The organism is Rhizobium sp. TRM95796 (assembly GCF_025779995.1).
In the GTDB taxonomy this organism is placed as follows: Bacteria; Pseudomonadota; Alphaproteobacteria; order Rhizobiales; family Rhizobiaceae; genus Rhizobium_E.
In genome coordinates, this window is the sequence record NZ_JAOXHE010000006.1 from 464434 (window position 1) to 488844 (window position 24411).

Annotated in this window: 23 protein-coding genes; 12 read left to right on the forward strand and 11 right to left on the reverse strand. The window is 64.2% G+C overall.

Going from position 1 to position 24411, the window contains the following annotated elements; genetic code table 11:
* Positions 1-501: 501 nt before the first annotated feature.
* The gene (gene mutS, locus OCK01_RS16305) at positions 502-3216 is read right to left on the reverse strand and encodes a DNA mismatch repair protein MutS (RefSeq protein WP_263824830.1); all 2715 of its coding nucleotides are present in this window, start codon (positions 3214-3216) and stop codon (positions 502-504) included.
* A 128-nt stretch (positions 3217-3344) separates the two neighbouring features.
* Here mutS and OCK01_RS16310 point away from each other — a divergent pair, with 128 nt between their 5' ends.
* Complete coding sequence (locus OCK01_RS16310; RefSeq protein ID WP_263824831.1) at positions 3345-5630, forward strand: NADP-dependent malic enzyme; 2286 nt, start codon at positions 3345-3347, stop codon at positions 5628-5630.
* On the opposite strand, the gene OCK01_RS16315 is transcribed toward OCK01_RS16310, so the two are convergent.
* On the reverse strand, positions 5612-6538 hold the full coding sequence (locus OCK01_RS16315) for a LysR substrate-binding domain-containing protein (RefSeq protein WP_263824832.1): 927 nt from the start codon (positions 6536-6538) through the stop codon (positions 5612-5614). The two genes, OCK01_RS16310 and OCK01_RS16315, sit on opposite strands and share 19 nt — an antisense overlap.
* A 101-nt stretch (positions 6539-6639) precedes the next feature.
* Here OCK01_RS16315 and OCK01_RS16320 point away from each other — a divergent pair, with 101 nt between their 5' ends.
* Complete coding sequence (locus tag OCK01_RS16320; protein WP_263824833.1) at positions 6640-6957, forward strand: hypothetical protein; 318 nt, start codon at positions 6640-6642, stop codon at positions 6955-6957.
* Here the strand turns inward: OCK01_RS16320 and OCK01_RS16325 are convergent.
* From OCK01_RS16325 to OCK01_RS16345, 5 genes are all read right to left on the reverse strand, one after another.
* A complete protein-coding gene (locus tag OCK01_RS16325) occupies positions 6924-7802 on the reverse strand; it encodes a GNAT family N-acetyltransferase (protein WP_182827688.1) in 879 nt (292 codons plus the stop codon). The two genes, OCK01_RS16320 and OCK01_RS16325, sit on opposite strands and share 34 nt — an antisense overlap.
* A gap of 94 nt (positions 7803-7896) precedes the next feature.
* On the reverse strand, positions 7897-10149 hold the full coding sequence (locus OCK01_RS16330) for a hybrid sensor histidine kinase/response regulator (RefSeq protein ID WP_263824834.1): 2253 nt from the start codon (positions 10147-10149) through the stop codon (positions 7897-7899).
* Between the two features lie 138 nt (positions 10150-10287).
* Complete coding sequence (gene lspA, locus OCK01_RS16335) at positions 10288-10788, reverse strand: signal peptidase II (RefSeq protein WP_263824835.1); 501 nt, start codon at positions 10786-10788, stop codon at positions 10288-10290.
* A 1-nt stretch (position 10789) separates the two neighbouring features.
* Complete coding sequence (locus OCK01_RS16340; RefSeq protein ID WP_263824836.1) at positions 10790-11641, reverse strand: TrmH family RNA methyltransferase; 852 nt, start codon at positions 11639-11641, stop codon at positions 10790-10792.
* Positions 11638-12825 (reverse strand): class I SAM-dependent methyltransferase, encoded by a 1188-nt coding sequence (locus OCK01_RS16345; RefSeq protein ID WP_263824837.1) that lies wholly within the window; start codon positions 12823-12825, stop codon positions 11638-11640. The genes OCK01_RS16340 and OCK01_RS16345 overlap by 4 nt, the downstream gene beginning before the upstream one ends.
* Positions 12826-12860: 35 nt before the next feature.
* Here OCK01_RS16345 and OCK01_RS16350 point away from each other — a divergent pair, with 35 nt between their 5' ends.
* Positions 12861-13337: an SRPBCC family protein gene (locus OCK01_RS16350; RefSeq protein WP_263824838.1), complete on the forward strand. Its 477-nt coding sequence runs from the start codon at positions 12861-12863 to the stop codon at positions 13335-13337.
* Between the two features lie 3 nt (positions 13338-13340).
* Here the strand turns inward: OCK01_RS16350 and OCK01_RS16355 are convergent, their stop codons facing one another.
* The 3 genes from OCK01_RS16355 to sppA all read right to left on the reverse strand — a co-directional run bounded on the left by OCK01_RS16355 (position 13341) and on the right by sppA (position 15102).
* Positions 13341-13682 carry a LapA family protein gene (locus OCK01_RS16355; RefSeq protein ID WP_263824839.1) on the reverse strand — a complete coding sequence of 114 codons (342 nt, stop codon included), beginning with the start codon at positions 13680-13682 and terminating at the stop codon, positions 13341-13343.
* A 113-nt stretch (positions 13683-13795) separates the two neighbouring features.
* Positions 13796-14104, reverse strand: a complete 309-nt coding sequence (locus OCK01_RS16360; RefSeq protein ID WP_182827694.1) for an integration host factor subunit beta — start codon at positions 14102-14104, stop codon at positions 13796-13798.
* A 35-nt stretch (positions 14105-14139) separates the two neighbouring features.
* Entirely contained in the window at positions 14140-15102 is a 963-nt protein-coding gene (sppA, locus tag OCK01_RS16365; protein WP_263824840.1) for a signal peptide peptidase SppA, read from the reverse strand.
* A gap of 176 nt (positions 15103-15278) precedes the next feature.
* On the opposite strand from sppA, the gene lptC reads away from it, so the two are divergent.
* The 6 genes from lptC to ptsN all read left to right on the forward strand — a co-directional run bounded on the left by lptC (position 15279) and on the right by ptsN (position 20517).
* Positions 15279-15944 carry an LPS export ABC transporter periplasmic protein LptC gene (gene lptC / locus OCK01_RS16370; protein ID WP_263824841.1) on the forward strand — a complete coding sequence of 222 codons (666 nt, stop codon included), beginning with the start codon at positions 15279-15281 and terminating at the stop codon, positions 15942-15944.
* A 4-nt stretch (positions 15945-15948) separates the two neighbouring features.
* A complete protein-coding gene (locus OCK01_RS16375) occupies positions 15949-16485 on the forward strand; it encodes an LptA/OstA family protein (RefSeq protein WP_263824842.1) in 537 nt (178 codons plus the stop codon).
* Between the two features lie 13 nt (positions 16486-16498).
* On the forward strand, positions 16499-17302 hold the full coding sequence (lptB, locus tag OCK01_RS16380; protein WP_412179019.1) for an LPS export ABC transporter ATP-binding protein: 804 nt from the start codon (positions 16499-16501) through the stop codon (positions 17300-17302).
* A 195-nt stretch (positions 17303-17497) separates the two neighbouring features.
* Positions 17498-19033 (forward strand): RNA polymerase factor sigma-54, encoded by a 1536-nt coding sequence (rpoN, locus tag OCK01_RS16385; protein ID WP_263824843.1) that lies wholly within the window; start codon positions 17498-17500, stop codon positions 19031-19033.
* Between the two features lie 365 nt (positions 19034-19398).
* Positions 19399-19980, forward strand: a complete 582-nt coding sequence (hpf, locus tag OCK01_RS16390) for a ribosome hibernation-promoting factor, HPF/YfiA family (RefSeq protein ID WP_182829341.1) — start codon at positions 19399-19401, stop codon at positions 19978-19980.
* 72 nt (positions 19981-20052) lie between these two features.
* Entirely contained in the window at positions 20053-20517 is a 465-nt protein-coding gene (gene ptsN, locus OCK01_RS16395) for a PTS IIA-like nitrogen regulatory protein PtsN (protein ID WP_182827699.1), read from the forward strand.
* A 15-nt stretch (positions 20518-20532) separates the two neighbouring features.
* On the opposite strand, the gene OCK01_RS16400 is transcribed toward ptsN, so the two are convergent.
* Entirely contained in the window at positions 20533-21477 is a 945-nt protein-coding gene (locus tag OCK01_RS16400; RefSeq protein ID WP_263824844.1) for an AEC family transporter, read from the reverse strand.
* 154 nt (positions 21478-21631) lie between these two features.
* Between OCK01_RS16400 and OCK01_RS16405 the strand changes: the two genes are divergently transcribed.
* Genes OCK01_RS16405 through guaA form a run of 3 tightly spaced genes read left to right on the forward strand, consistent with a single transcriptional unit; the run spans position 21632 to position 24329 of the window.
* Positions 21632-22075, forward strand: a complete 444-nt coding sequence (locus OCK01_RS16405) for a PaaI family thioesterase (RefSeq protein ID WP_263824845.1) — start codon at positions 21632-21634, stop codon at positions 22073-22075.
* Positions 22072-22710, forward strand: a complete 639-nt coding sequence (locus OCK01_RS16410) for a 5'-methylthioadenosine/S-adenosylhomocysteine nucleosidase (protein ID WP_263824846.1) — start codon at positions 22072-22074, stop codon at positions 22708-22710. Before OCK01_RS16405 ends, OCK01_RS16410 begins: the two co-directional genes overlap by 4 nt.
* Before the next feature lie 56 nt (positions 22711-22766).
* On the forward strand, positions 22767-24329 hold the full coding sequence (gene guaA, locus OCK01_RS16415; protein ID WP_182827701.1) for a glutamine-hydrolyzing GMP synthase: 1563 nt from the start codon (positions 22767-22769) through the stop codon (positions 24327-24329).
* Positions 24330-24411: the final 82 nt, after the last annotated feature.

Genomic DNA, 24411 nt, shown 5'->3' on the forward strand with positions numbered 1-24411 from the left:
TGGGAGGGGTGGGGGAGGGTCTTCTCCAAAAAACACCCTCTCCGACAATATTTTCATCCCCCACCATCCTACGCCCCCTATCCTGTCTCTCGTCCCATCATCGGCTACACCGCGAGGCGTGGCGGCGAGGTGGGGCCGGCGCTGGGGGAAGAGGGACGACGTGAACCCTCCTTCTCCGGGGCTTCGAGAAACGACGACCCCAGAAAAGCCGGGGATACCGGACGCGCGAGCGTTGCCTCGGTATTCTCGCCCGCAAGGGCGTCTAGAGTACGGCGCGCCTCAGAGGCGCACATCCCGCATGGCTTCTGCGCATGCGGATCAGATCGTCAAGTTCGAGGCACAAACCGCCGAATGCGGGGCGCGACGAGCGTCATATTATAACTAAACAAACGAGGCGTTCTTCGCGCCCCGGCCGAGCCCTCATGGGCGAAGCGAGAGGATGAGGCGGAACTCCGGGTGGCATGACCCGGCGGAGCGATTTGGCGCGTCTGCGGTCGCGCCCTACCCCAACTGCTTCTTAAGCGCATAGAGCGCCTCGAGCGCCTCGCGCGGGGTCATGTCGTCGGGATTGATCGCCTTGAGCGCCGCTTCGACCTCGGAGGCCTTCTGCGCCTTGGGCTCGTCGCGCCTGACCGCCGCCTGGAAGAGCGGCAGGTCGTCGATCAGCGTGGTCGCCGGGTTCTTGCGGTCGGCGTCTTCCAGCAGCGTCAGCACCTCGCGGGCGCGGGCCACGACCGAATCGGGCAGGCCGGCGAGACGCGCCACCTGGATGCCGTAGGAGCGGTCGGCGGCGCCGGGGCCGACTTCGTGCAGGAAGACCACGTCGCCATGCCATTCCTTGACGCGCATGGTGACATTGGCGAGCCGGGCGAGCTTTTCCGACAGCACGGTCATTTCGTGGAAATGGGTGGCGAAGAGCGAGCGGCAGCGATTGACCTCGTGCAGATGCTCGACTGCCGCCCAGGCGATCGACAGTCCGTCGAAGGTCGAGGTGCCCCGGCCGATCTCGTCGAGGATCACCAGCGAGCGCGGCGTCGCCTGATTGAGGATCGCCGCCGTCTCGACCATTTCCACCATGAAGGTTGAGCGGCCGCGGGCGAGATCGTCGGAGGCGCCGACGCGGGAGAACAGCCGGTCGACGACGCCGATCCGCGCTTCCTCCGCCGGCACATAGGAGCCCATCTGGGCGAGAATGGCGATCAGCGCATTCTGGCGCAGGAAAGTCGATTTACCGCCCATATTCGGGCCGGTCAGCAGCCAAACGCCGCCGTTCTTCTGGCCCGCAAGCGGCGATAGATCGCAGTGATTGGCGACGAAGGCCGGTCCTTGCGCCTTTTTCAGCGCCTGCTCGACCACCGGATGTCGGCCGCCGCGAATGCAGAAATCGAGGCTGTCGTCGACATGCGGCCGGCAATAGGCCTGCTCGTCGGCAAGCGACGCGAGGCTTGCGGAGACGTCGAGCACGGCCAGCGCGTTCGCCGCCGCCTTGATCGGCTCTGCTGCGTCCACCACCGCTCTGACCATGCGATCATAGGCGGAAAGCTCGATCGCCAGGGCCTTCTCGGCCGCATTCGCGATGCGGCTTTCGAGATCGGAGAGCTCCACCGTGGTGAAGCGCATGGCGTTGGCGGTGGTCTGGCGATGAATGAAGCGGGCGCGGCGTTCGGGCGTCTCGGTCAGCGCGCCCGACGTGCCCGTGGTCATCTCGATAAAGTAGCCGAGGACGTTGTTATGCTTGATCTTCAGCGATTTGACGCCGGTCTCTTCGGAATAGGAGGCCTGCAGCCCGGCGATCACCCGGCGCGACTGGTCGCGGAGTTCGCGGAGTTCGTCGAGTTCGGGGATCGCGCCGTCGCGGATGAAGCCGCCGTCGCGCTTCAAGAGCGGCAGGTCGTCGGCCAGCAGGCCGGCGAGAAGATCCTCGAGCGCGAAGGGAACGCCGCCGAGCGCCGTCACCGCCTGGTCGAGCTCTGCCGGCAACGCATGGCCTGCGAGAAGCGACGCGGCGCCGCGAGCGGCGGCGAGGCCTGCGAGAATGGCGGCGAGATCGCGCGGGCCGCCCCGGTCGAGCGCCAGCCGCGACAAGGCGCGCGGCATATCGGGCGCGCGCCGCAGCTCGCCGCGGATCTCGTCTCGCAGCCGCGCCTCGTCGAGGAAGAAGCCGACGGCGTCGAGCCGCGCATTGATGATATCCGGCTTGGTCAAGGGCGACATCAGCCGCTCGGTCAAAAGCCGGGTCCCGCCGCCGGTCACGGTGCGGTCGATGGCCTTGACCAGCGATCCCTCGCGCGAGCCGGACAGGGTGCGGGCGAGTTCGAGATTGGCGCGGGTGGCGGGATCGATGAACAGGGTGGAGGCGGTGCTTTCGCGCTCGGGCCGGCCGAGCGGCGGCCGCTCGGCGAACTGGGTCTTTTCGACATAGGCGATGGCCGCGGCGCCGGCGGCGAGTTCGGCGCGGGTGAAGCCGCCGAAACCATCCAGCGTGCCGACATTGAAATAGCGGGCGATGCGGCTCTCGGCGGTCGCGCTGTCGAACAGCACCGAGGGCTGAGGGCTGACGACCCGTCCCAGCACGTCGAAGACGCCGCGCAGGTCGACATCGTGGAACATCTGGTCCGAAACGATCAGCTCCTTGGGATCGATGCGCAGAATATCGGCGAGCAGCCGCTGCAATTCGCTTTCGGCGACGCGGAAGACGCCGGTGGAAATGTCGATCCAGGCCAGCGCATAGACGGGCCGGTCGCCGCCCTTGATGCGGGCGAGCGCCATCAGATAGTTGCTGTCGCCGGGATTGAGGAGCTTCTCCTCGGTGATGGTGCCGGGCGTCACCAGCCGGATCACGTCGCGGCGCACCACGGATTTCCCCCCGCGCTTCTTGGCCTCGGCGGGGTCCTCGATCTGCTCGCAGACGGCGACCCGGTAGCCGAAGCCGATCAGCTTCTGCAGATAATCGTCGGCGGCGTGCACGGGCACGCCGCACATCGGAATATCCTGGCCGAGATGTTGGCCGCGCCTTGTCAACGTGATGCCGAGCGCGCGGGAGGCTTCAAGCGCATCCTCGAAGAACAATTCGTAGAAATCGCCCATTCGGTAGAACAACAGGCTGTCGGGATTGGCGGCTTTGATCTCGATGAACTGCTCCATCATCGGCGTGGCGGAAAGTCGGCTTTCCTCCGAGGCGAGCTGGGCGACCGTGAGCGCGTCGGTAATCGTCATACTGTTCTTTTTGACAAAGGAGAAGTGGTGGCTGATAAAGCCAAGACACTAGACGGATTGCGACCAAACACAATAAGGGCGACGCCCGAAACGGGACGCGCCCACAGAAGCCTTGAGGGAGGAACTTGATGCCGACAGAGACCAAGCGCGACCGCAGCCTGCCCACCGTGACGCGCCAGGAAGCGCTGGATTTCCATTCGCAGGGGCGGCCGGGCAAACTGGAGGTGACGCCGACCAAGCCGATGGCGACGCAGCGCGATCTGTCGCTCGCCTATTCTCCCGGCGTGGCCGAGCCGGTGAAAGCCATCGCCGAAGATCCGGCCACGGCCTACGATTACACCGCGCGCGGCAATATGGTGGCGGTCATCTCCAACGGCACCGCGATCCTCGGCCTCGGCAATCTGGGCGCGCTGGCCTCCAAGCCGGTGATGGAGGGCAAGGCGGTGCTGTTCAAGCGCTTCGCCGACGTCGATTCCATCGATCTCGAGATCGACACCGAAAATGTCGACGAATTCATCAATTGCGTGCGCTATCTCGGCCCCTCTTTCGGCGGCATCAATCTCGAAGACATCAAGGCTCCGGACTGTTTCGTCATCGAAAGCCGGCTGCGCGAACTAATGGACATCCCGGTCTTTCATGACGACCAGCATGGCACCGCGATCATCGCCGCCGCAGGCCTCATCAATGCGCTAGACCTGACGGGTCGCGACCTCAAGACCACCAAACTCGTCTGCAATGGCGCGGGCGCCGCCGCCATCGCCTGCATCGAGCTCATCAAGGCCATCGGTTTCAATCCGGCCAACATCATCCTCTGCGACACCAAGGGCGTGGTCTATCAGGGCCGCACCGAAGGCATGAACCAGTGGAAATCGGCGCATGCGGTGAAAACCGACCGGCGCACGCTGGTCGAGGCGATGGACGGCGCCGATGTGGTGCTCGGCCTGTCGGCCAAGGGCGCCTTTTCGGCCGAGATGATCCGCTCGATGGCCGACAATCCGATCATCTTCGCCATGGCCAATCCCGATCCGGAAATCACCCCCGAGGAAGTGGCCCGCATCCGCGACGACGCCATCATGGCCACGGGCCGGTCGGATTATCCCAACCAGGTCAACAATGTGCTGGGCTTTCCCTATATCTTCCGCGGCGCGCTGGATGTGCGCGCCTCCACCATCAACGACGCGATGAAGATCGCCGCCGTGCGCGCGCTCGCCAATCTCGCCAAGGAAGACGTGCCGGATGATGTCGCCGCCGCCTATCAGGGCAACCGGCCGCGCTTCGGCGCCAATTACATCATTCCCGTACCGTTCGATCCCCGGCTGATCTCTTCGATCCCGGTGGCGGTGGCGCAGGCGGCGATGGATACGGGCGTGGCGCGCAAGCCGATTGCCGATCTCGACGCCTATGCGCGGTCGCTCAACAGCCGGCGCGACCCGATCGCCTCGACGCTGCAGCAGATCTACGAGCGTGTGCGCCGCCATCCCAAACGGGTGGTGTTCGCCGAAGCCGAAGAAGAGCAGGTGATGCGGGCGGCGATCGCCTATGTCAACCAGCGGCTCGGCACCGCCATCCTGCTCGGCCGCGACGACGTGATCCTGGCGAACGCCGAACGCGCCGGCATCGATCTCGCCCGGCCCGGCATCGAGCTGATCAACGCCCGCACCTCCACCCGCCGCGAAGCCTATATCGATTATCTCTATGCGCGGCTGCAGCGGAAGGGTTATCTGCATCGCGACGCCCAGCGGCTGATCAACACCGACCGCAACCATTTCGCCGCCTGCATGGTGGCGCTCGGCGACGCCGACGCCATGGTCACCGGCATGACCCGAAACTATTCGACCGCGCTGGAAGACGTCAGGCGCTGCATCGACGCCAAGCCCGGCCATCGGGTCATCGGCGCGTCGCTCGCGCTCTGCAAGGGCCGCAACGTGCTGGTGGCCGACACCGCCGTCCACGACATGCCGTCGTCCGAGGAACTGGCCGACATCGCCGAGGAAGCGGCGGGGCTCGCCCGCCGTCTGGGCTACGAGCCGCGTGTCGCGATGCTGGCTTACTCCACCTTCGGCCACCCCGAGGGCGAGCGTTCGGAACGGTTGCGCGAAGCGGTCAAGATTCTCGAAAAGCGTCGCGTCGATTTCGAGTTCGACGGCGAAATGGCCGCCGATGTCGCGCTCAATCCGAAGCTGATGGAGCAATATCCGTTCTGCCGTCTCTCGGGACCGGCCAACGTGCTGGTGATGCCGGCCTTCCACTCGGCTTCGATCTCCACCAAGATGCTGCAGGAACTCGGCGGCTCGACCGTGATCGGGCCGCTGCTGGTCGGACTCGACAAATCGGTGCAGATCGTCTCGATGGGCGCGAAGGACACCGATATCGTCAATATGGCCGCGATCGCCGCCTATAACGCCGGCTCGTGAGGGCCGATGGCGGCGTCCAGCGCCGCCATGCTCTCGGCGAGTTCCGCCTTGAGCCAGGCCTTGAAGGCTTTTGCTTTCGCGCTTTCCCGCCCGCCTTTCGCGGTGACGATATAATGGGCGAAACCGGTGCGGGCGCGAGTGGGAAAGGGAACGGAGAGGCAGCCGCCGAGAATGGCGTCGACGGTGAGCGTCTGCCAGCCCAGCATCACGCCCTGCCCCGAGATGACCGCATCGAGACAGAGCGAGGCTTCGTTGAGCCGGTGACGCGGCGTGACGGCCTCGCCATGCAGGCCGACGGCGTCGAGCCAGACATTCCAGCCGAACATGGCCTGGCTGTCGATCACGGTGGGCACGGCGAGGAGATCGCGCGGCTCCTTGAGCTGGGGCGCGAGCGCCGGGGCGAGGACCGGGAAAATCTCCTGTTCCAGCAACAGCTCCGCCTCGACGCCCGGCCAGTCGCCGCGGCCGACTCGGATGGCGAGATCGACGTCGGAGGCGGCGGGGTCGATGAGCCGGCTGGTGGCGTCGATGCGGATATCGATATCGGGATGCAGGCGGAAGAAGCCGTCGAGCCGACGCACCAGCCAGCGTGCGGCGAAGACGGGCGCAACCGAAATCGTCAGCGTGCGGTCGTTGTCGCCGCGGATGGACGCGACCGCGTCGGAGAGAAGCCCGAAACCCTGGGTGAGCCTGGGCACGGCGGCGCGTCCCGCTTCGGTGAGCGCAAGGCCCTTGGGGCGGCGCTCGAAGATCTGCTTGCCGAGCTGCGCCTCGGCCTTGGCGATCTGCTGGCTGATCGCTCCCGGGGTCACGCCCAGTTCGTCGGCGGCGGCCAGAAGCGAGCCGGTGCGGCCGACCGCTTCGAGCGCCCTCAGACCGTTCAAATGAACCAAGTTGAGATTGCGCATATAGGAAACCTAAAACGACAGCCTGAAGAGCTGCATTGAAACGAAGACCGTGGAGGAGAATATCTAAATCATCTCGCCGAAGCCAGACGGAGGATGACGTGATGATCGATACGAAAGAAAAGACGCGCCTGACAGTTCCCGGCGCGCTGGGACAAGCGCTTTCACGCGCCGCGGCGTGGTTGATAGAAACCGAGGACCAAGCGAAGGATCCGTTTCTCGACCCGGTCTTTCTTCATATGAGCGCGCGCGAGCTCGCGGACCTGCCGTTCACGCGATGGCCGGACCAAAAAGAAACCTCCCCGACGCGAGCGCCGGAGAGGCTGAAGAAAATGCCGGAGCGAACGGCCAGTCCGGCCCCGGGCCTGCCGAAGGAAGGGGTGGATGTTCAGCAGGCAAAACGCTGCGCGTCGGCGCCGTAATAGTTGAGATAGCGGCTCGAAATGCTCTCCACCGGCAAGACGATCAGCACATCGGTGGTGCCGAAATCGTGATCGACCACGGCGCCCTCGCCGACCATGGCGCCGAGGCGCAGGTAGCCCTTGATCAGCGGCGGCATCGCCATCAGCGCGCGCTTGGCGTTGACGGCTTCCGGCGGCATCAGGTCCATATGGCGGTGATGCTGCGGCAGGGCGCGGACGGCCCATTCGTCCCTGGCGAGATTGTTGTGATGAAGGAAGGACAAAGCCAGCGCATGCAGTTCCGGATAGCGGCCCGGGAAGGAGCCGCAGCCGAACATGACTTCGAGGCCATGCTTCAGAGCATAAGCCCAGTTGCCCTGCCAGAGCAGCTCCACCGTGCGCTTGGTGCGGTAGGCGGGCAGCACGCAGGAGCGGCCGAGCTCCATGAATTTCTTGCCGGGATGGCGGGCCAGGAACGGCGCGATCTCGAACTCGGAGGCGGAATAGAAGCCGTCATTGGCCAAAGCGACGTCATGACGGAGAATGCGGTAGGTCGCGACGATCTGCTCATGGCTCTCGCCGTCGATGGACGTGTCGAGCACGATCAGGTGGTCGCAGATCTCGTCGAAAGAGTCGATGTCGCGGCCGAGACGCATAGCCTGCGGCGGCAGTTTGGCGCCCATTTCCTCGACGAAGATCTTGTAGCGGATGGTCTGCGCCGCCTCGATCTCGCGACGGGAGACGGCGAGACGGGTTTCCAGCGCGCCGATACGACCGAGCGCGGGCTCGCGGGCCGAAAACAAAGACGACGAAGGATCGAGCGGCGGCGCGATGTCGGAATTGATCTGTAAGAGCTCCGCGGTCATGGCATGCATCCTTCACGTCAAGATGCAGCTCTATAACCATATGTGTGAGACAGTATGATGACGCGTGTATCAGGCTGCCGGCATAGAAGCGAGACTAGTGCGCGACGTCAAGCGCCGGTTTTCCGAGCAGTCGCAGGATGGCGCCGTTGAGGATGTCGGGCTCGGCCGGTTTCAACAGCACGAGGTCGGCGCCGCGCAACAGAAGCTCCCTGCGGGTGGCGTCCGATGCGTCGGCGGTGAGCACGATCACAGGGGTGAAGGGCAAGCCTTCGGCCGCTTCCGTCTCGCGCAGGCGGATGATGAAATCGAGGCAGACGCCGTCGGGCATGTGGTGGTCGGTGATGATCAGGTCGGGACGTCTGTCGACGAAGGCGGCGTCCAGCCTGACGAACGTGTCGGCAAGACGGGCGCGGTGACCGGCCTTTTCGAGAATGGCCTGGCAGATCATCGCATTGACCGGATCGTCTTCGCCGATCAGGATCGAATAGCCCGGTCCGGCGGGATGGCCGGTGGTCGGCTCCTCGTCCTGCGCTTCGGCGGCGAGAACCGGGAAATCGTCATTGGCGGCGCCGCGGGCCTCGAGACCCTTCAGCCGGCCGGTGAGCACGTCGATCAGCGACTGTTCGCGGAGCGGGCGAATCAACCAGCCGTCATAGACGACGCCGGACATCTGGGCGGGACGCGATTCGGGATTGACGAGATAGACGCGTTTCGCGCCGGCGAGCCTGGCGTCGCGGCAGAGACCGGCGGTGAATTCGCCGTCCAGCCGATGATCGACGATGATGCCGGTAAATTTCTCGCGCATGGTCAGCAGCGTTTCGGCGTCGATGATCGAGGAGGCGGCATGCGTCTCGGCGCCGAGGCCCTGCAGCGTTTCGGCCAGCGCCGAGGCGGCCGGACCGACCGGCGCGAGCAGCAGGATGCGGCCGCCGGCGAGTTCGCGGCCGCTGCGCATGGGTTTGGTCTGCATGTCGGCGGGCATGCGGATGGTGAACAGGCTGCCTTGCCCGAGCTTGCTTTCGACCGTGACGCCGCCACCCATCTGGCTCATGATCCTGGCGGAGATCGCCAGGCCGAGCCCGACGCCGCCTTCGCGGGCGCGGCTGAGGTCGCCCTGTTCGAAAGCGTCGAAAATGCGTTTGAGCTCGCCTTCGTTCATGCCGGGACCGGTGTCGCGGACGCTGACGACCAGCTGGCCGGCTTCGACGCCGACATGGACGACGACGCCGCCCTGTTCGGTGAATTTCACCGCATTGCCGACGACGTTGTAGATCACCTGCTTGAGGCGCGCGGAATCGACGGTGACGACTTCCGGCAGATCGGGCGCCATGACGGCGCCGATTTCCACGCCCTTTTCATGGGCGCGGCTCGACAGGAGTTCGACGATGCCTTCGACGAGCGGACGAATGGGCTCGGTGCGCGGCCGCAGCCGGAAGCGTCCGGCCTCGACGGTGGAGAAATCGAGGAGATCTTCGACCAGCTGGGCGAGCGCCACGCCCGAGGCGCGGATGCCGGCGATGTAATTGGCCTGAACGGGCGTCAGCTCGGTGTTGGACAGCAATTGGCCCATGCCGAGAAGGCCGCTGAGCGGCGTGCGGATTTCATGGCTGACGGTGGCGATCAGCTGCGATTTCAGCTGGCTTTCTTCTTCCGCGCGAGCCCTCGCCTGCTCGCGGCTTTCGGCGTCGGAGCGTTCGGAGGTCACGTCGCGGGCGATGGACTGAACGACCATGTCGCCCATGATCGGATCACGGGTGACGATATCGTGCCACAGATAGGTGCGCAGACCCTCGCGGGTGCGGAAACTCACATCGTAGCAATGCTTGATCTTGCCGGGCTCGAAGCGGATGCCGAGATCCTCGCAGGTGCGGCCCTCGGGCGTCTCGCAGCCGCTGACGCGACGGAAGGTGTTGTTGGACGAGAGAATGACGCCCTTGAGGCTGCGGCAGACGGTGATGTCGCCGAGCGCGTCATGGATCGCGCCCATCAGCACGCCTGCGGCGAGGCGGTTGTCGCCGGAGGCGGAGGACGGCTCCTCGGGCGGAGAAACTTTTTGAAGCGAGGAAGAGGGCGTTGCGGTCCGCGGCTGCGTCCGACGCGACGAGGAGCGCAGGAACAGGCTCGACAGCGCGATGACGGCCAGAAACCCGCCCATCGCCAGAAGCCCGGTCTCGATGCCGGAGGACAGGGCCAGCGCCGCGGCCACCAGCAGGCTGCCCGCGACCCAGTATTTCATCGCGCCCGGACCTTCGGCGTCGTTGGAGGCGAGAAGCTCGTCGGGATCGGGTTCGAGCGGCGGCGAGAAATCACGCCGCGACGGATCCTTCACCGGATAACGCAAGTCCATGGGCTCCTCCTTCGGGCGAGGAGCCTCGGACAGGAATTCCATCGCAAGGCGATGCTGGAGTTTTTGCGGTTCGCTCATGCAAGATGGGCTAACACGCATTCGCTTTCAAAAGCCTTGCGGGACATTCTTAAGGCCGGGTTAATTCCCGTTCCGGGACGCTTTCGGCTGAAAAAAGATTTCCCAGACGCCGACGCAGGCGGCCCCGACCGAGATGAGCGCGTCCGCCAGGTTGAAGACGGCGAAGGACCATGTCTCGGTATGAAACAGCACGTAATCCACCACATGGCCATAGACGAATCGGTCGATGATGTTGCCGATGGCGCCGGCGACGATCATCGCGAAGCCGAGATTGAGCAGGAAGGCGCGCCGGTCCGCGCCGCGCCACCACCACAGCACCACGCCGATGATGACGAAGCGCATGACGACGATCACCCAGCCGTCCATGTCGGACAGGAAGGAGAAGGCCACGCCCTCGTTCCAGGTGCGATAGAGCGCCAGAAACGGGATGACCGGCAAAGCCTCATGCAGAGGCAGATAGAGCTCCACCAGCGCCTTGATCAGTTGATCGAGCGCGACGGCGACGAGGATGAACGGCAGGAAGGCGCGCGGCCGGGCGAACAGGCTGGCTTTCTCGTCCATCTCAGGCGTCCAGTTCCAGCAGGTGACGACGCGCCTCGAACAGCATGACGGCGGTGGCGCAAGCGAGATTGAGCGAATCCGCCTTGCCCTGCTGGGGGATCTTGACCCTCACATCGGCCGCTTCGGCGAGCTCGTCGGGAATGCCGGATTGCTCGTTGCCCATCAGGAGCACGACCGGGCGGCTCTTGTAATCGGCGCGGCGGTAATCGATCGCGCCCTTGAGGTGGGTGGCGACCATGGCGGCGCCCGAGGTTTTCCGCCATTTGAGAAAATCGGCCTGGCTGGCGCGGGCCACGGGCATGGTGAAGATCGAGCCCATGGTGGCGCGCACGGTTTCCAGCCCGTAAGGGTCGGTGCTCTCGCCGACCAGGATCACGCCCGAGGCGCCGGCGGCGTCGGCGGTGCGGATGATCGTGCCGAGATTGCCGGGATCGCGGACGCGGTCGAGCGCCACCCAGGTCTCGCCGGGCTTCGGCTTGATCGCCGAAAGCGAGGTCCAGCGGGCATGGAAAATGCCGACCACCATCTGCGGATTGTCGCGGCGGGTGACGGAGGACAGCACCTTCTCGCTGACTTCGAGCACGAGGCCGCCGGCGGCGACCGCGCGCGATGCGGCTTTTTCGACCAGCGGCTTGTCCTTGGCGGACTTGGCGAAGATCAGCGTGTCGATCGTCCAGCCCGTCTCCAGCGCATCGAGAACCAGTTTCAGGCCCTCGGCCATGAACAGGCCGCCGGCTTCGCGATTCTTCTTCTGGCTGAGCGCCTTGATGTCCTTGATGATGGGATTGGCGAGCGAGGTGATTTCCTTCACCTGCCCCGGACGGCGCGGGCCGTTGTCATGGCGTTCGGTCATGGTCTGGTCCAACGGCTGAAGAGCGAGGTGGAAAGGGCGCGGGCGGCCTGGCCCGGTTCGGACGGCATCTCGCGGATGATGAGTTCGCCCGACTCCACCAGCCCGCCCATGCCGCGCATGGTCTCCATCATCAGTTCATGCATGGAATAAAAGCTCGCACGGATGGAATAGGCCGTCAGCACCAGGCCGATCGGCCTGGGCGACAGGAGATCGCGGCAGATGTCGAGCATCACAGGCAGATGGTCGAACAGTTGCCAGACCTCGCCGTCGGGACCGCGGCCAAATTTCGGCGGATCGGTGAGGATGATGTCATAGGTGTTGCCGCGCCGGCGTTCGCGCTCGATGAATTTCATCGCGTCGTCGAGGATCCAGCGGATCGGCCTGTCGGTCATTCGCGCCAGCTGCTGGTTTTCCTTGCCCCAGCCGATGGCCTTCTTGGAGGCGTCGACATGGGTGACTTCGGCGCCGGCGGAGGCGGCGATCAGCGATGCGACGCCGGTATAGCCGAACAGGTTGAGCACCTTCGCCTTGCCGCCGCGCCTGATGACCTCGTCGCGCATCCAGCTCCAGTGGACGATCTGCTCGGGGAAGACGCCGGTGTGGCGGAAGGAGGTGAAGCGGCCGAAGAAATCGACGCCGAGCAATTGCATCGGCCAGGTCTCGCCGATGGCGCGGCGCGGAAAGCGCCAGCGGCCCATGCCTTCTTCGTCCGTGTCGCCGGTGAAGACGGCGTCGGCCTTGTCCCAATGCGCTTCACCGAGCGATTTGGGCCAGAGCGCCTGCGCCTCGGGCCTGACGACGGTGATGTCGCCGTAACGTTCGAGCTTAACGCCCGCACCGCTGTCGAGAAGGCGGTAGCCGTCGTCGCCGGCGGTTTCCAGAATCAGCGGCGCGCGTTCGTCGGGTCTCGCGCCGCTGCGAAGAGCGAGCTGCGGTTGCGGCTGGGACACGGGCTTGGCCTCGCGCTTCTCCCGTGGCGCCTCGCGGACCGTCTCGTGACGCGCGGGTCGAGCCTGCTCGGGGCGTCCGGCCGGCTTGGCGGGCCGGGATGGAGCGCGATCGACGGATGCTCGGGGACCGCGGGGCGGATTCTTGCTCTTCACGCTCAGCCTTTTCTCAATTCTGCGACAAGCGGGTGCAATAGCACCGTTGCGCCTCTTGGCAAAGATGTTTGAGGATTGCATTAAGTTCAACAAAAACCCGCTTGGAGGAGAGCCGCATGGACCTGACCGGAGAACAACGCATTCCCGCCCCCCGCGAGAAAGTCTGGGCCGCACTGAACGATCCCGCCATTCTCTGCCAGTGCATTCCGGGCTGCCAAAGCCTCGAGCGCACCGGCGAAAACCAGATGGCCGCCGTGAGCAAGCTGAAGATCGGCCCGGTTGCGGCGACCTTCAAGGGCACGGTGACGCTGAGCAACATCGTCCCGTTGGAAAGCTACACGATCACGGGCGAAGGCTCGGGCGGCATTGCCGGTTTCGCCAAGGGCGGCGCGGATGTGAAACTGACCGAAGACGGCGACGCGACGCTTCTCACCTATTCGGTCAACGCCAAGATCGGCGGCAAACTGGCGATGCTGGGCTCGCGGCTGATCGATTCCTCATCCAAGAAGCTGGCGGAGAAATTCTTCCGCAAGCTGAAAAAGGCGGTGACCAACCAGGCGATCACCGACGATGACGACGAGGACGAGGTCTGATCCTCAACGGGAGGCGGAAATCAGCTTCTGCGTGGTCATGTCTTCGACCCGGCCCCGCTGACGATCCGCCTCCTCGCGCCATTTGCGGGCTTCGAACGCCTCGTCACGGGCGCGCTTGCGGTGACGCCCCTGGGCGTACCAGGTGGCGAAGGAGCCGATGACGACGCCGATCATCACGGCGATCAGCAGGAAGATGAAGAAGGGCAGCGTCAGGGACAGCGCCTGATCGGCAGGTTCGAACGGGTTCAGCGCCAGCGTCGCGGCGTGCCGGTTGGCGACCGACAAGAGAATCAGCACCAGAGCGACGGGGATCAATATCACGAGTTTCAGGATGCGCATGATCATCCGGCCAGTCTCCTTCACGCATTGCCGCGCCTGAGGCGCGCCGCACCATAGATCTCGCGGTCACACGAGATCAACCCGCAACGACGACGCGGGCTGGCGGATGTCCGACGGCGTCAATCCTCATCGTCTTCCTGATCGACGAGATCCGGATTGAGCCGCTCGCGCAGCTCCTTTCCGGTCTTGAAGAAAGGCACCCATTTTTCCTCGACGAAAACGGCGTCGCCCGTCCGCGGGTTCCGGCCGGAGCGCGACGGACGGTTCTTGACCGAGAACGCTCCGAAGCCGCGCAACTCGACCCGATTGCCGTTGGCGAGCGCATCGGTGATCTCGTCGAGCACCGCATTGACGATATTTTCCACGTCGCGGTGGTACAGGTGCGGATTCTTCGCAGCGACAATCTGCACGAGTTCAGACTTGATCACGGACGCCCCCTCTGACGGACTCGGAATTTTCCCTTTTATTTCTGGTCAAACTGCCAAACCGACACAAGACCGTCAAGCAACATCTTGTCATTGCTCAGCTTCCCGAAGGATTTGAGGTCGAGCGCCCAATCGAGCCCGACCATTCCCAGCATTTGCCGCGCAAGAGCGCCGACGCCGAACAGCGACGTTTCTTTCTTCGCCGTCCATTCAACGATCGGCAGGTCGGCGGCGACTTTCTTCGCCTCGAAATAATCGCGGATTTCCGCCTCGCCGCCGAGCGCGTCGACGAGCTTGACCTCTTTCGCCTGGCGGCCGGTGAAAATGCGTCCGTCGGCGAGCTTCAACGCCTCTTGGCGGCTCAGTTTTCTCCGCTCCGACACCAGTGTAACGAACCAGTCGAAAGAGTCCATCACCGTGCCGCGAATGGCCTGGAGCGATTCGGGCGGAGGCGTGTGAAAGGGGGAAGGCTCGGCCTTGAGCGGCGCGGACTTGATCTCTTCCCAGGAGACCCCGAGCTTGTCGAGCAGCGGCTTGAACTGGCCATACTGGAAAATCACGCCGATGGAGCCGGTCAGCGAGGTCTCGCCGGCGACGATATGGTCGCCGCCGACGGCGACCATGTAAGCGGCGGAGGCGGCGAGCGTGCGGATGTCGGTGACGACGGGCTTCTTGGCGGCGACCCGGCGAATGGCCTTGTAGATCACTTCGCCGCCGTAAGTGGTGCCGCCCGGCGAGTTCAGCGAGACGATCAACCCTTTGACCGCGTCGTTGCCGGCGATGCCGTCGAGCCGTTCCACGAGTTCCTGATCATCCATGATGACGCCGCCGATCGACACGCGGGCGATATGGTCGCGGCTCGTCGGGGCCGAACCATCCTCCTGCATCCAGGCGCTCCAGCCGATGGCGAGCGCGACCGCGAAGAACAGGAAGGCGAATATGCGCCAGCGGCCGAGCTTGCGGCGCAGGCTGCGCCTTTCCAGGATCTGCGACGCGTCCATCAGTCGTCCTCCATTATCGATGTGGTCCTGACATAAATCCGCCTAGGCGGCAAGCGAACCTGAAACCGGTCGAACGGCGCCACATCGATCAAAGTTTTTCGTGGCCGGCGACTTGATTGTGTTTTTAAGGTCGGGCGCCTATGTGATATGGCTCGGTCGACCCATTCAGGACATCCATGAAGATTCGTTCCACATTCGACGCGCCTTTTGCGGATCCGCACCTCGCTTATCGGCGGGCGCTGTCGCATTCCGCCCGCGTCAAGCGGCTGAAAATCCTGCTGCCGGTGCTGGCGGTGACGATTTCGCTCGCCTTCGTCGCGGTCTCCTGGGTGCGGGCGATCTTTCCGGACAATCTGTCCATCGGCGGAGCGCGCATCGAGAACGGCCGCGTGGTGATGGAAAAGCCGGCGATCTCGGGCCGCAACGACGAAGGCATCAGCTATTTCATGAATGCCGCGCGCGCGCTGCAATCGATCGCCAATCCGTCCGATATCGCGCTCGAGACCATCGAAGCGGCGGTGCCGATCCGCAGCGACCTGATCGCGCGGGTAACGGCGACGGCGGCGAATTTCGACCGAGACAGCGATCGGCTGGACATGACGGCCCCCTTCGTGGTGACGCTTTCTTCAGGGATCAAGGCTAATTTCAAATCCGCGCATCTCGACGTGCATGCCGGCATTCTCGCATCCAAGGAGCCGGTGACGGTGACCGCGAAGGAATCGACCCTGGTTGCGAACAGCATGAATATCTCTGATAAAGGCAGGGTGATCGGGTTTTCCGGCAATGTCCGGCTGACCCTCAATCCCGCTGCGTTCCGTTCCAAGCAAAATCAAGGACAATGATCCGATGAGATTGGCCCGCATTCTTGCAAGTCTGTCCTTCCTGGCCGTTCTGGCCGCGATTTCGTCGGGCGCTCACGCGCAGACGGCCGAGAAGAAGGGCTTCGCGCTTTCCAACAACAAGCCGATCCAGATCGAGAGCGACAATCTCGAACTGCGTGAGCAGGAGAAGCGCGCGCTGTTCAACGGAAACGTCAAGGTGGTCCAGGGCGAGATGACGCTGACCTCCGACCACATGACCGTCCACTATAAGGGCCAAGGCAATTCGCTGGCCGCCGGCGGCGGCGACATCGACCGCATCGAAGTCGACGGCAATGTTCAGGTCGTATCGGGCACGCAAAGCGCCCGCGGCGACAAGGGCGATTTCGACATGCGTTCGGAAGTGCTGAAGCTTTCGGGCAAACAGGTGGTGCTGGTGGACAAGGGCAATGTGCTGACCGGCTGCGAACTGACCGTGCAGATGAAGACCGGCCTGGCGAATATGGGCAATTGCGGCGCGCGCGTGAAGATCCTGATCGATACGCAATCCAACAAGTCCAATTGATCCGGTTGCCGTTTTGAAAATCCCGTTTCTCACCAAGGCGCGGCCCGAAGCCGCGCAGGCGGAGCCTGACGATCCGGAGGCGCGCGAACGCTATCGCGGCACGCTCATCGTGCGCGGCATCACCAAGGCCTATCGCGCCCGCCGCGTCGTCAACGGCGTCTCCATGGTCGTGCGCCGCGGCGAAGCCGTCGGCCTGCTCGGCCCCAACGGCGCCGGCAAGACGACCTGCTTCTACATGATCACCGGTCTCGTGCCCGTCGACCAAGGCCGCATCGAGATCGACGGCAACGACGTGACCTGGATGCCGATGTATCAGCGCGCCCGGCTGGGCGTCGGCTATCTGCCGCAGGAGGCGTCGATCTTCCGCGGTCTGACGGTGGAGCAGAACCTCCGCGCCGTGATCGAAATTCACACCAAAGACAAGGCCGCGCGCGAAGAGAAGCTGACGTCGTTGCTCGGCGAATTCGGCATCACGCATCTGAGGGAATCGCCGGCCGTGGCGTTGTCGGGCGGCGAGCGTCGGCGTCTGGAAATCGCGCGCGCGCTGGCGACCGATCCGTCCTTCATGCTGCTGGACGAACCTTTCGCGGGCGTCGATCCGATTTCGGTGGCCGACATCCAGAATCTCGTCCGTCACCTGACGGCGCGCGGCATCGGCGTGCTGATCACCGATCACAATGTCCGCGAGACGCTGGGGCTGATCGACCGCGCCTACATCATCCATGCCGGCGAGGTGCTGACCCATGGCCGCGCCTCGGAGATCGTCAGCAATCCGGATGTGCGCCGCCTCTATCTCGGCGACAATTTCAGCCTGTGACCGGCCGGAAAACCGGGCGGCGGAGTAGAATTCCGCCGCTCCGGGCGCCGCATGCGCATAATTTTGCGGCAGGAGCCATCGCTCTCTTGACCCGGAAGAATTTCTAAGCAATTTTTGGGCCAGTTCGTCATCGTTCGCATCAAACTGCCATTGTCCCGCCGCCCGCGGGGACGAACAGGGAGTATAGCGTAAGCCATGGCCTTGTCTGCAAGCCTGTTGTTGCGACAGACACAATCGCTGGTGATGACACCCCAGCTGATGCAGTCCATCCAGCTTCTGCAAATGAACTTTCTTGAGCTGAACAATTTCATCGCCCAGGAAGTCGAGAAGAATCCGCTGCTGGAAGTCGCCGGTCCGGCGAATGGCGGGCAAAGCGACTTCGAGCCTCAGGGCTTCGACGGCGCCGATGGCGGCAAATCGCCGGACCGCAGCGACGAGGCGCCCCTGCAGCCGAGCCGGGTCGAACGGCTGTCGGAAGCGCTGGACACCGGCGTGGAAAACGTCTTCCAGGACGATGCCGGCCCCCGCAAGGCGGACGCGCCGGAATTGCTGCAGCAGTGGAAATCCATGCCCGGCGGCGCCGGCGAAAGCAGCGAAGGTTACGATCTCGACGATTTCGTCGCTGGCCAGGTGACGCTGAAAGATCATCTGGGCCGGCAGATTCCCTTCACCGTGACGTCGGAGACGGAACGGCTGATCGCCCGGCACCTGACCGACATGCTCGACGAAAACGGTTATCTCGGCGCCGAAGTCGGGGAACTGGCCGTGCGGCTGAACGCCGCCCAGGAGGACATCGCCACGGTGCTGGCCAAGCTTCAGGAGCTCGATCCGCCCGGCGTCTATGCGCGGTCGCTGTCGGAATGCCTGGCGATCCAGCTCAGGCTCAAGAACCGGCTCGATCCGGCGATGAGCGCATTGCTCGCCAATCTCGAGCTTTTGGCCCGTCGCGATTTTTCCTCGCTCAAGAAGATCTGCGGCGTCGACGAGGAAGACTTGCTCGACATGCTCGGCGAAATCCGCGCGCTCGATCCCAAGCCCGGCAGCAGTTTCGAGAGCGCGCCTTCGGAATCGATCATCCCCGACGTGATCGTCAAGGCGGCTCCCGACGGCGGCTGGACGGTGGAGATCAACCCCGACACGCTGCCGCGGGTGCTGGTCAACCAGACCTATTACGAGAAAGTGGCGGGGTCCGTGGCCAAGCAATCGGCCGACCACGCCTTCCTCGCCGAATGCCTGCAGAACGCCAACTGGCTGACGCGCAGCCTCGACCAGCGCGCCAAGACGATCATGAAAGTGGCGACCGAAATCGTGCGCCAGCAGGACGCCTTCTTCGCCCAGGGCATCGCGCATTTGCGCCCCCTGAACCTGAAGACCGTGGCCGATGCGATCAAGATGCATGAGTCGACGGTCAGCCGGGTGACGTCGAACAAGTATATGCTGACGCCGCGCGGCCTGTTCGAACTCAAATATTTCTTCACCGTCTCGCTCGGCTCCAACGAAGGCGGAGACGCGCATTCCGCGGAGTCGGTGCGCCACCGCATCAAGGCGATGATCCAGGCGGAGACGGCCGACAAAATCCTGTCGGACGACGACATCGTCGAAGCCTTGGCCGGCGCCGGCATCGAGATTGCGCGCCGCACCGTGGCGAAATATCGCGAGGCCATGAACATCCCCTCCTCGGTGCAACGCAGGCGAGAAAAGCGGGCGATCGCCAGATCGGTTTCGGCCTGAAGAAAGCTGATTTCCTTGCAGTGCTCGACAATCTCTATTTGTATGATTTATCGGCTATACACAGCTTGCCGACGCACCGTCGCTTGACTTCGCCGGAAGCGAGCGTTAGAGCCCGCGCCCAATCGGAGCCACACCGCGCGTTCGAAACTCCTTAATCACGCCGCGAGAAAAGCTTGGATGGCGGACCGGCTTGGAATAGACTGACCCGAATGGTTTGCCGAAGCAGAACAGGCGCGCGCCCTCGCATGATGGCGCCCACCACGTCGTTCTCGCTGCGGCGAAGGCCTGACGGGAATAGAGGTCCCTCCCGGAAAGGTCGTGACCATGCGGACTTCGGTAACGAAAGTGCAGGAAGGGAAAACACCATGAGTGTGCGTGTGACCGGTAAGCAGATGGATATTGGCGAAGCGTTTCGCACCCGTATCACGGGCGCGATCAACGACGGCGTGACCAAGTATTTCGACGGCGGCTTTTCGAGCCAGGTGACCGTCACCAAGACCGGCTCCCGTTTCAACGCCGATTGCCGCCTTCATCTCGATTCGGGCGCGGACCTCCATGCCGCCGGCGACGCCAACGACCCGCAGATCGCCTTTGATTCGGCGCTGGAAAAGATCGAGAAGCGTCTGCGCCGTTACAAGCGCCGGCTGCGCGACCATCACATCGGCGGCGATGCGCGCCTTCACATGGAAGTCGCCTATTCGGTGATCGACGCGCCGTTCGAAGAAGACGACGAACAGGAAGTGGCGGAAGATTTCGCCCCCGTAATCGTGGCGGAAACGACCAAGAAGCTGTCGACCATGTCGGTGGCGAGCGCCGTGATGGCGCTGGACATGACCGATGAACCGGTTGTGATGTTCCGCAAGCCGGGATCGGAAGAGTTGAACATTGTATATCGCCGCAACGATGGCAATATTGGCTGGATTGATTCTGCCAGCATCAAGGGTTGATCCCCTCGATTGAGACCATGCGGGTCGGCTGAGGCCGGCCCGCCGATACCAAGCCGGAAGAGGACAGTGTTTATGGCTTTGGCGGATATCCTGCACCCGGAAGCAATTCTCCCGGGATTGCGCGTACAGTCCAAGAAGCAACTCCTCATGGAGCTTGCGACATGCGCCTCCACTCTCACCGGCATTTCCGAGCGGGAAATCTTCGACGTGGTGCTGCAGCGGGAAAAGCTGGGCTCGACGGGCGTCGGCGGCGGCATCGCCATTCCGCACGGCAAGCTGAAATCGCTCGACAAGATCACCGGCGTCTTCGCCCGGCTGGAGACGCCGGTCGATTTCGAGGCGCTGGACGACCAGCCCGTCGACATCGTCTTCATGCTGCTCGCTCCCGAAGGCGCGGGCGCGGATCACCTCAAGGCGCTGTCGCGCATCGCCCGGGTGCTGCGCGACCAGGATCTGGTGGCGCGTCTGCGCTCGTCGGATACAGCGCAGGCGCTGCACGCCTGCCTGAACCAGGAACAGACGTCCAACGCCGCCTGACGCGGCGCGCAGGCTTCAGCCCAGCAGAAAAGCCCAGAACGTGACGCTGACCACACCGAAACCGGTGGTCAGCGTGATGGTCGACGCCGCCATCGGCTCGCCGGTGCGGAATTGCGAGGCGATCAGCCAGGCGTTGACGCCGGTGGGAACGGCGGCGACCAGCACCAGCGCGCGGCGCCATTCGTCGCTCAACCCCAGAACTGTCGCGAACGCCAGGACCAGCGCCGGCAGGGCCACGAGCTTCAACAGGGTGGCGGTGAGCGACAACGGCAACTGGCCGGCGAAGCCGTAGCGGCGCATGGCCATGCCGAGCGACAACAGCGCCGCCGGCCCGGCGATCTGCGAGATCTGCTGGATGACGGTGGCGGGCACGCCTTCCAGCCTGACGCCGAGCAGATGCCAGAGACCGCCGCCGATGATGCCGAACACCAGCGGATTGCGCGACAGATTGCGCCACAGCGAGGCGCAAAACTCCACCCAGCTGCCCTTGGGCTTGCCGGTGTCGCGCTGCTCGGCCTGTTCGATCAGCAGCGAAGACGCGATCATCATCACCGGCAGATGGATGGCGATCAGGATGGACAGCGCCACGAGTCCCTCGGGACCGACGATGCGGTCGATGAGCGGCAGGCCGACGAAGACGGTGTTGGCGAAGGCCGAGGAGACGCCGGCGACCGTCGCCATGCGATGATTGACGCCGAACACCGTGATCGCCAGCCCGTAAGCGATGGCCCAGACGACGGCGACCGCCGAGAAATAGGCGATCCACAGCCGCAGCGGAAAGGCGCCATGAAAATCGGCCTCGGCGATGGTGCGGAACAGAAGCACGGGGACCGCGAGCTTGAAGACGAAATTCGACAGCGCATCGCCGGCTTCCGCCCGGAGATAGCCGGTGGCGACCATCAGCCACCCCGTGAAGATCAGGATGAAGACCGGCAGGACATTTTGCGCTGTCGCGAGCATGCGGGAACGTCTCCTCGTCGAATCCCTTCTGCATATACGCGACCATCGTCCTCGCAAAGCCGATCTTGGCCCGGGAAAAGCCATCCGCCATCCGTGCACCCGCTTGTGCGCGGCGGGAAGTGATGGCAGTTTCGCAACTGCGAAAGGGCGGATCATGACAGACCAGACGGATTTCAGGCAGCGGATCGAGGCGTCCTTCGCCTCGCAGGGCGCGATGGCGCTGATCGGGGCGGAGTTGACCCGAATCGAGCACGGTTCGGTGGAGATCGAACTGTCCTACCGGCCCGAACTCACCCAGCAGCACGGTTTTCTGCATGCCGGCGTGATCTCGGCGGCGCTCGATTCGGCCTGCACCTATGCGGCCTATACGATGATCGAGCCTGAGACCTCGATCCTGACGATCGAATTCAAGGTCAATCTGATGTCGCCCGGCAAGGCGCCGCGCTTCCTGTTTCGCGGCGAGATTACGAAACCCGGCTCCAACATCATCGTGGCGGATGGCCGCGCCTATGCGCTGGGCGACGGGCCGGCCAAGCTGATCGCCTCGATGACCGGCACCAAGATGGCCTTGCGCGGACGGGAGGACATCCGCGGATGAGCGACAGGCTGAAACAGGCGGGCGGCAGATCGATCCTCTATGTCATGGCCGCCGAGGCGGAATATGGTCCGGCGCTGCAGGCGCTGTTCACGCCGGTGATGACCGGCGTCGGCCCGGTCGAAGCCGCCGTTCAGCTGACCCGCGTGCTGACCGAACTGACGCTCGACGGGCGCAAGCCCGATCTCGTCGTCTCGCTCGGCTCGGCCGGTTCGGCAGTGCTCGAGCAGACCGAGGTCTATCAGGTCGCTTCCGTCTCCTATCGCGACATGGACGCCTCCGCTTTCGGGTTCGAAAAGGGACGCACGCCCTTCCTCGACCTGCCCGCGACGATCCCCCTGCCCCTGCGCATTCCCGGCCTGCCGGAGGCGCGGCTGTCGACCGGCGCCAACGTCGTCTCCGGCGCGGCCTACCAGACAATCGACGCCGACATGGTGGAAATGGAGACCTTCGCCGTTCTCCGCGCCTGTATGAGCTTCGAGATACCCCTGATCGGCCTGCGCGGCGTCTCCGACGGCAAGGAGGAGGTTCGCCATGTCAGCGACTGGACCGAATATCTGCATGTGATCGACGAGAAGCTCGCGCGCGCCGTCGAGGCGCTGGAGGCGGCGATCGCCGAGAAGCGTCTGGTTTTTTGAATGCCGCGGGCGCGCGACCGCTTGCGCGATCCCGAGAGATTCTTTAAAGGCTCGCCATGACCCAGCAAGCTCCTTCAGACACCATTCTCATCATCGATTTCGGCAGCCAGGTGACGCAGCTCATCGGCCGGCGCGTCCGCGAGGCGGGCGTCTATTGCGAGATCGTCCCCTTCCAATCCGCCGAAGAAGGCTTTCACCGGCTTCGTCCCAAGGCGATCATCTTCTCGGGCGGCCCGGCGTCGGTGCTCGACGAGGGCAGCCCGCGCGCGCCGCAGGCGGTGATCGACAGCGGATTGCCGATCCTGGCCATCTGCTACGGCCAGCAGACGCTCTGCACTCAGCTCGGCGGCAGAGTGGAAGGCGGCCATGCCCGCGAATTCGGCCGCGCCGATGTCGAGATCCTCAAATCCAGCCCGCTGTTCGAAGGCTTCTGGGAGGTCGGACAGAAATATCCGGTCTGGATGAGCCATGGCGACCGCGTGACGGTGGCGCCCGAAGGTTTCGAGATCATCGGCACGTCGGAAAACGCGCCGTTTGCGATCTGCGTCAACGAGGCGAAGAAATATTACACCACCATGTTCCATCCGGAAGTGGTGCATACGCCCGACGGCGCCAAGCTGCTGTCCAACTTCGTGCACAAGATCGCGGGCGTCGCCGGCGACTGGTCGATGTCGGCCTATCGCCAGCGCGCGGTCGAGACGATCCGCGAACAGGTGGGCGACGGCCGCGTGCTTTGCGCGCTCTCGGGCGGCGTCGATTCCTCAGTGGCCGCGCTTCTGATCCATGAAGCGATCGGCGACCAGCTGACCTGCGTGCTCGTCGATCACGGCCTGATGCGCAAGAACGAGGCGCGCGACGTCGTCGCCATGTTCCGCGAGCATTACAACCTGCATCTGATCCATGTCGACGCCTCCGATCGCTTCATCTCGGCGCTGGAAGGCGAAAGCGATCCGGAAACCAAGCGCAAAACGATCGGCCGGCTGTTCATCGAAGTGTTCGAGGAAGAGGCCAAGAAGCTCGGCGGCGCCGATTTCCTCGCCCAGGGCACGCTCTATCCGGACGTGATCGAAAGCGTTTCCTTCACCGGCGGCCCGTCGGTGACGATCAAGAGCCACCACAATGTCGGCGGCCTTCCCGATCGCATGAACATGAAGCTGGTCGAGCCCTTGCGCGAACTGTTCAAGGACGAAGTGCGTGTGCTCGGCCGCGAACTCGGCCTGCCCGACAGCTTCATCGGCCGTCACCCCTTCCCCGGTCCGGGTCTCGCCATCCGCTGCCCGGGCGGCATCAGCCGCGAGAAGCTCGAAATCCTGCGCGAAGCCGACGCCATCTATCTCGACGAAATCCGCAAGGCCGGTCTTTACGACAAGATCTGGCAGGCTTTCGCCGTGCTCTTGCCGGTGCAAACCGTCGGCGTGATGGGCGACGGCCGCACTTACGAATTCGTCTGCGCCCTGCGCGCCGTGACCTCGGTCGACGGCATGACGGCGGATTTCTACCACTACGACATGAACTTCCTCGGCCGCGCCGCGACCCGCATCATCAACGAAGTGCGCGGCATCAACCGGGTGGTCTACGACGTGACGAGCAAGCCGCCCGGCACCATCGAGTGGGAATGATTTTTGCCCGTCCGAACTTCCCGGAAAGCGGGGGGGGGGGGGGGGCCCCGGGGGGGGGGGGGGGGGGGGGGGCGGGGGGGGG

Coding starts and splice junctions, on each gene's coding strand:
- mutS (WP_263824830.1), bottom strand. CDS start 3,216: ATGACGATTACCGACGCGCTCACGGTCGCCCAGCTCGCCTCGGAGGAA.
- OCK01_RS16310 (WP_263824831.1), top strand. CDS start 3,345: ATGCCGACAGAGACCAAGCGCGACCGCAGCCTGCCCACCGTGACGCGC.
- OCK01_RS16315 (WP_263824832.1), bottom strand. CDS start 6,538: ATGCGCAATCTCAACTTGGTTCATTTGAACGGTCTGAGGGCGCTCGAA.
- OCK01_RS16320 (WP_263824833.1), top strand. CDS start 6,640: ATGATCGATACGAAAGAAAAGACGCGCCTGACAGTTCCCGGCGCGCTG.
- OCK01_RS16325 (WP_182827688.1), bottom strand. CDS start 7,802: ATGACCGCGGAGCTCTTACAGATCAATTCCGACATCGCGCCGCCGCTC.
- OCK01_RS16330 (WP_263824834.1), bottom strand. CDS start 10,149: ATGGACTTGCGTTATCCGGTGAAGGATCCGTCGCGGCGTGATTTCTCG.
- lspA (WP_263824835.1), bottom strand. CDS start 10,788: ATGGACGAGAAAGCCAGCCTGTTCGCCCGGCCGCGCGCCTTCCTGCCG.
- OCK01_RS16340 (WP_263824836.1), bottom strand. CDS start 11,641: ATGACCGAACGCCATGACAACGGCCCGCGCCGTCCGGGGCAGGTGAAG.
- OCK01_RS16345 (WP_263824837.1), bottom strand. CDS start 12,825: ATGCAATCCTCAAACATCTTTGCCAAGAGGCGCAACGGTGCTATTGCA.
- OCK01_RS16350 (WP_263824838.1), top strand. CDS start 12,861: ATGGACCTGACCGGAGAACAACGCATTCCCGCCCCCCGCGAGAAAGTC.
- OCK01_RS16355 (WP_263824839.1), bottom strand. CDS start 13,682: ATGATCATGCGCATCCTGAAACTCGTGATATTGATCCCCGTCGCTCTG.
- sppA (WP_263824840.1), bottom strand. CDS start 15,102: ATGGACGCGTCGCAGATCCTGGAAAGGCGCAGCCTGCGCCGCAAGCTC.
- lptC (WP_263824841.1), top strand. CDS start 15,279: ATGAAGATTCGTTCCACATTCGACGCGCCTTTTGCGGATCCGCACCTC.
- OCK01_RS16375 (WP_263824842.1), top strand. CDS start 15,949: ATGAGATTGGCCCGCATTCTTGCAAGTCTGTCCTTCCTGGCCGTTCTG.
- rpoN (WP_263824843.1), top strand. CDS start 17,498: ATGGCCTTGTCTGCAAGCCTGTTGTTGCGACAGACACAATCGCTGGTG.
- hpf (WP_182829341.1), top strand. CDS start 19,399: ATGAGTGTGCGTGTGACCGGTAAGCAGATGGATATTGGCGAAGCGTTT.
- ptsN (WP_182827699.1), top strand. CDS start 20,053: ATGGCTTTGGCGGATATCCTGCACCCGGAAGCAATTCTCCCGGGATTG.
- OCK01_RS16400 (WP_263824844.1), bottom strand. CDS start 21,477: ATGCTCGCGACAGCGCAAAATGTCCTGCCGGTCTTCATCCTGATCTTC.
- OCK01_RS16405 (WP_263824845.1), top strand. CDS start 21,632: ATGACAGACCAGACGGATTTCAGGCAGCGGATCGAGGCGTCCTTCGCC.
- OCK01_RS16410 (WP_263824846.1), top strand. CDS start 22,072: ATGAGCGACAGGCTGAAACAGGCGGGCGGCAGATCGATCCTCTATGTC.
- guaA (WP_182827701.1), top strand. CDS start 22,767: ATGACCCAGCAAGCTCCTTCAGACACCATTCTCATCATCGATTTCGGC.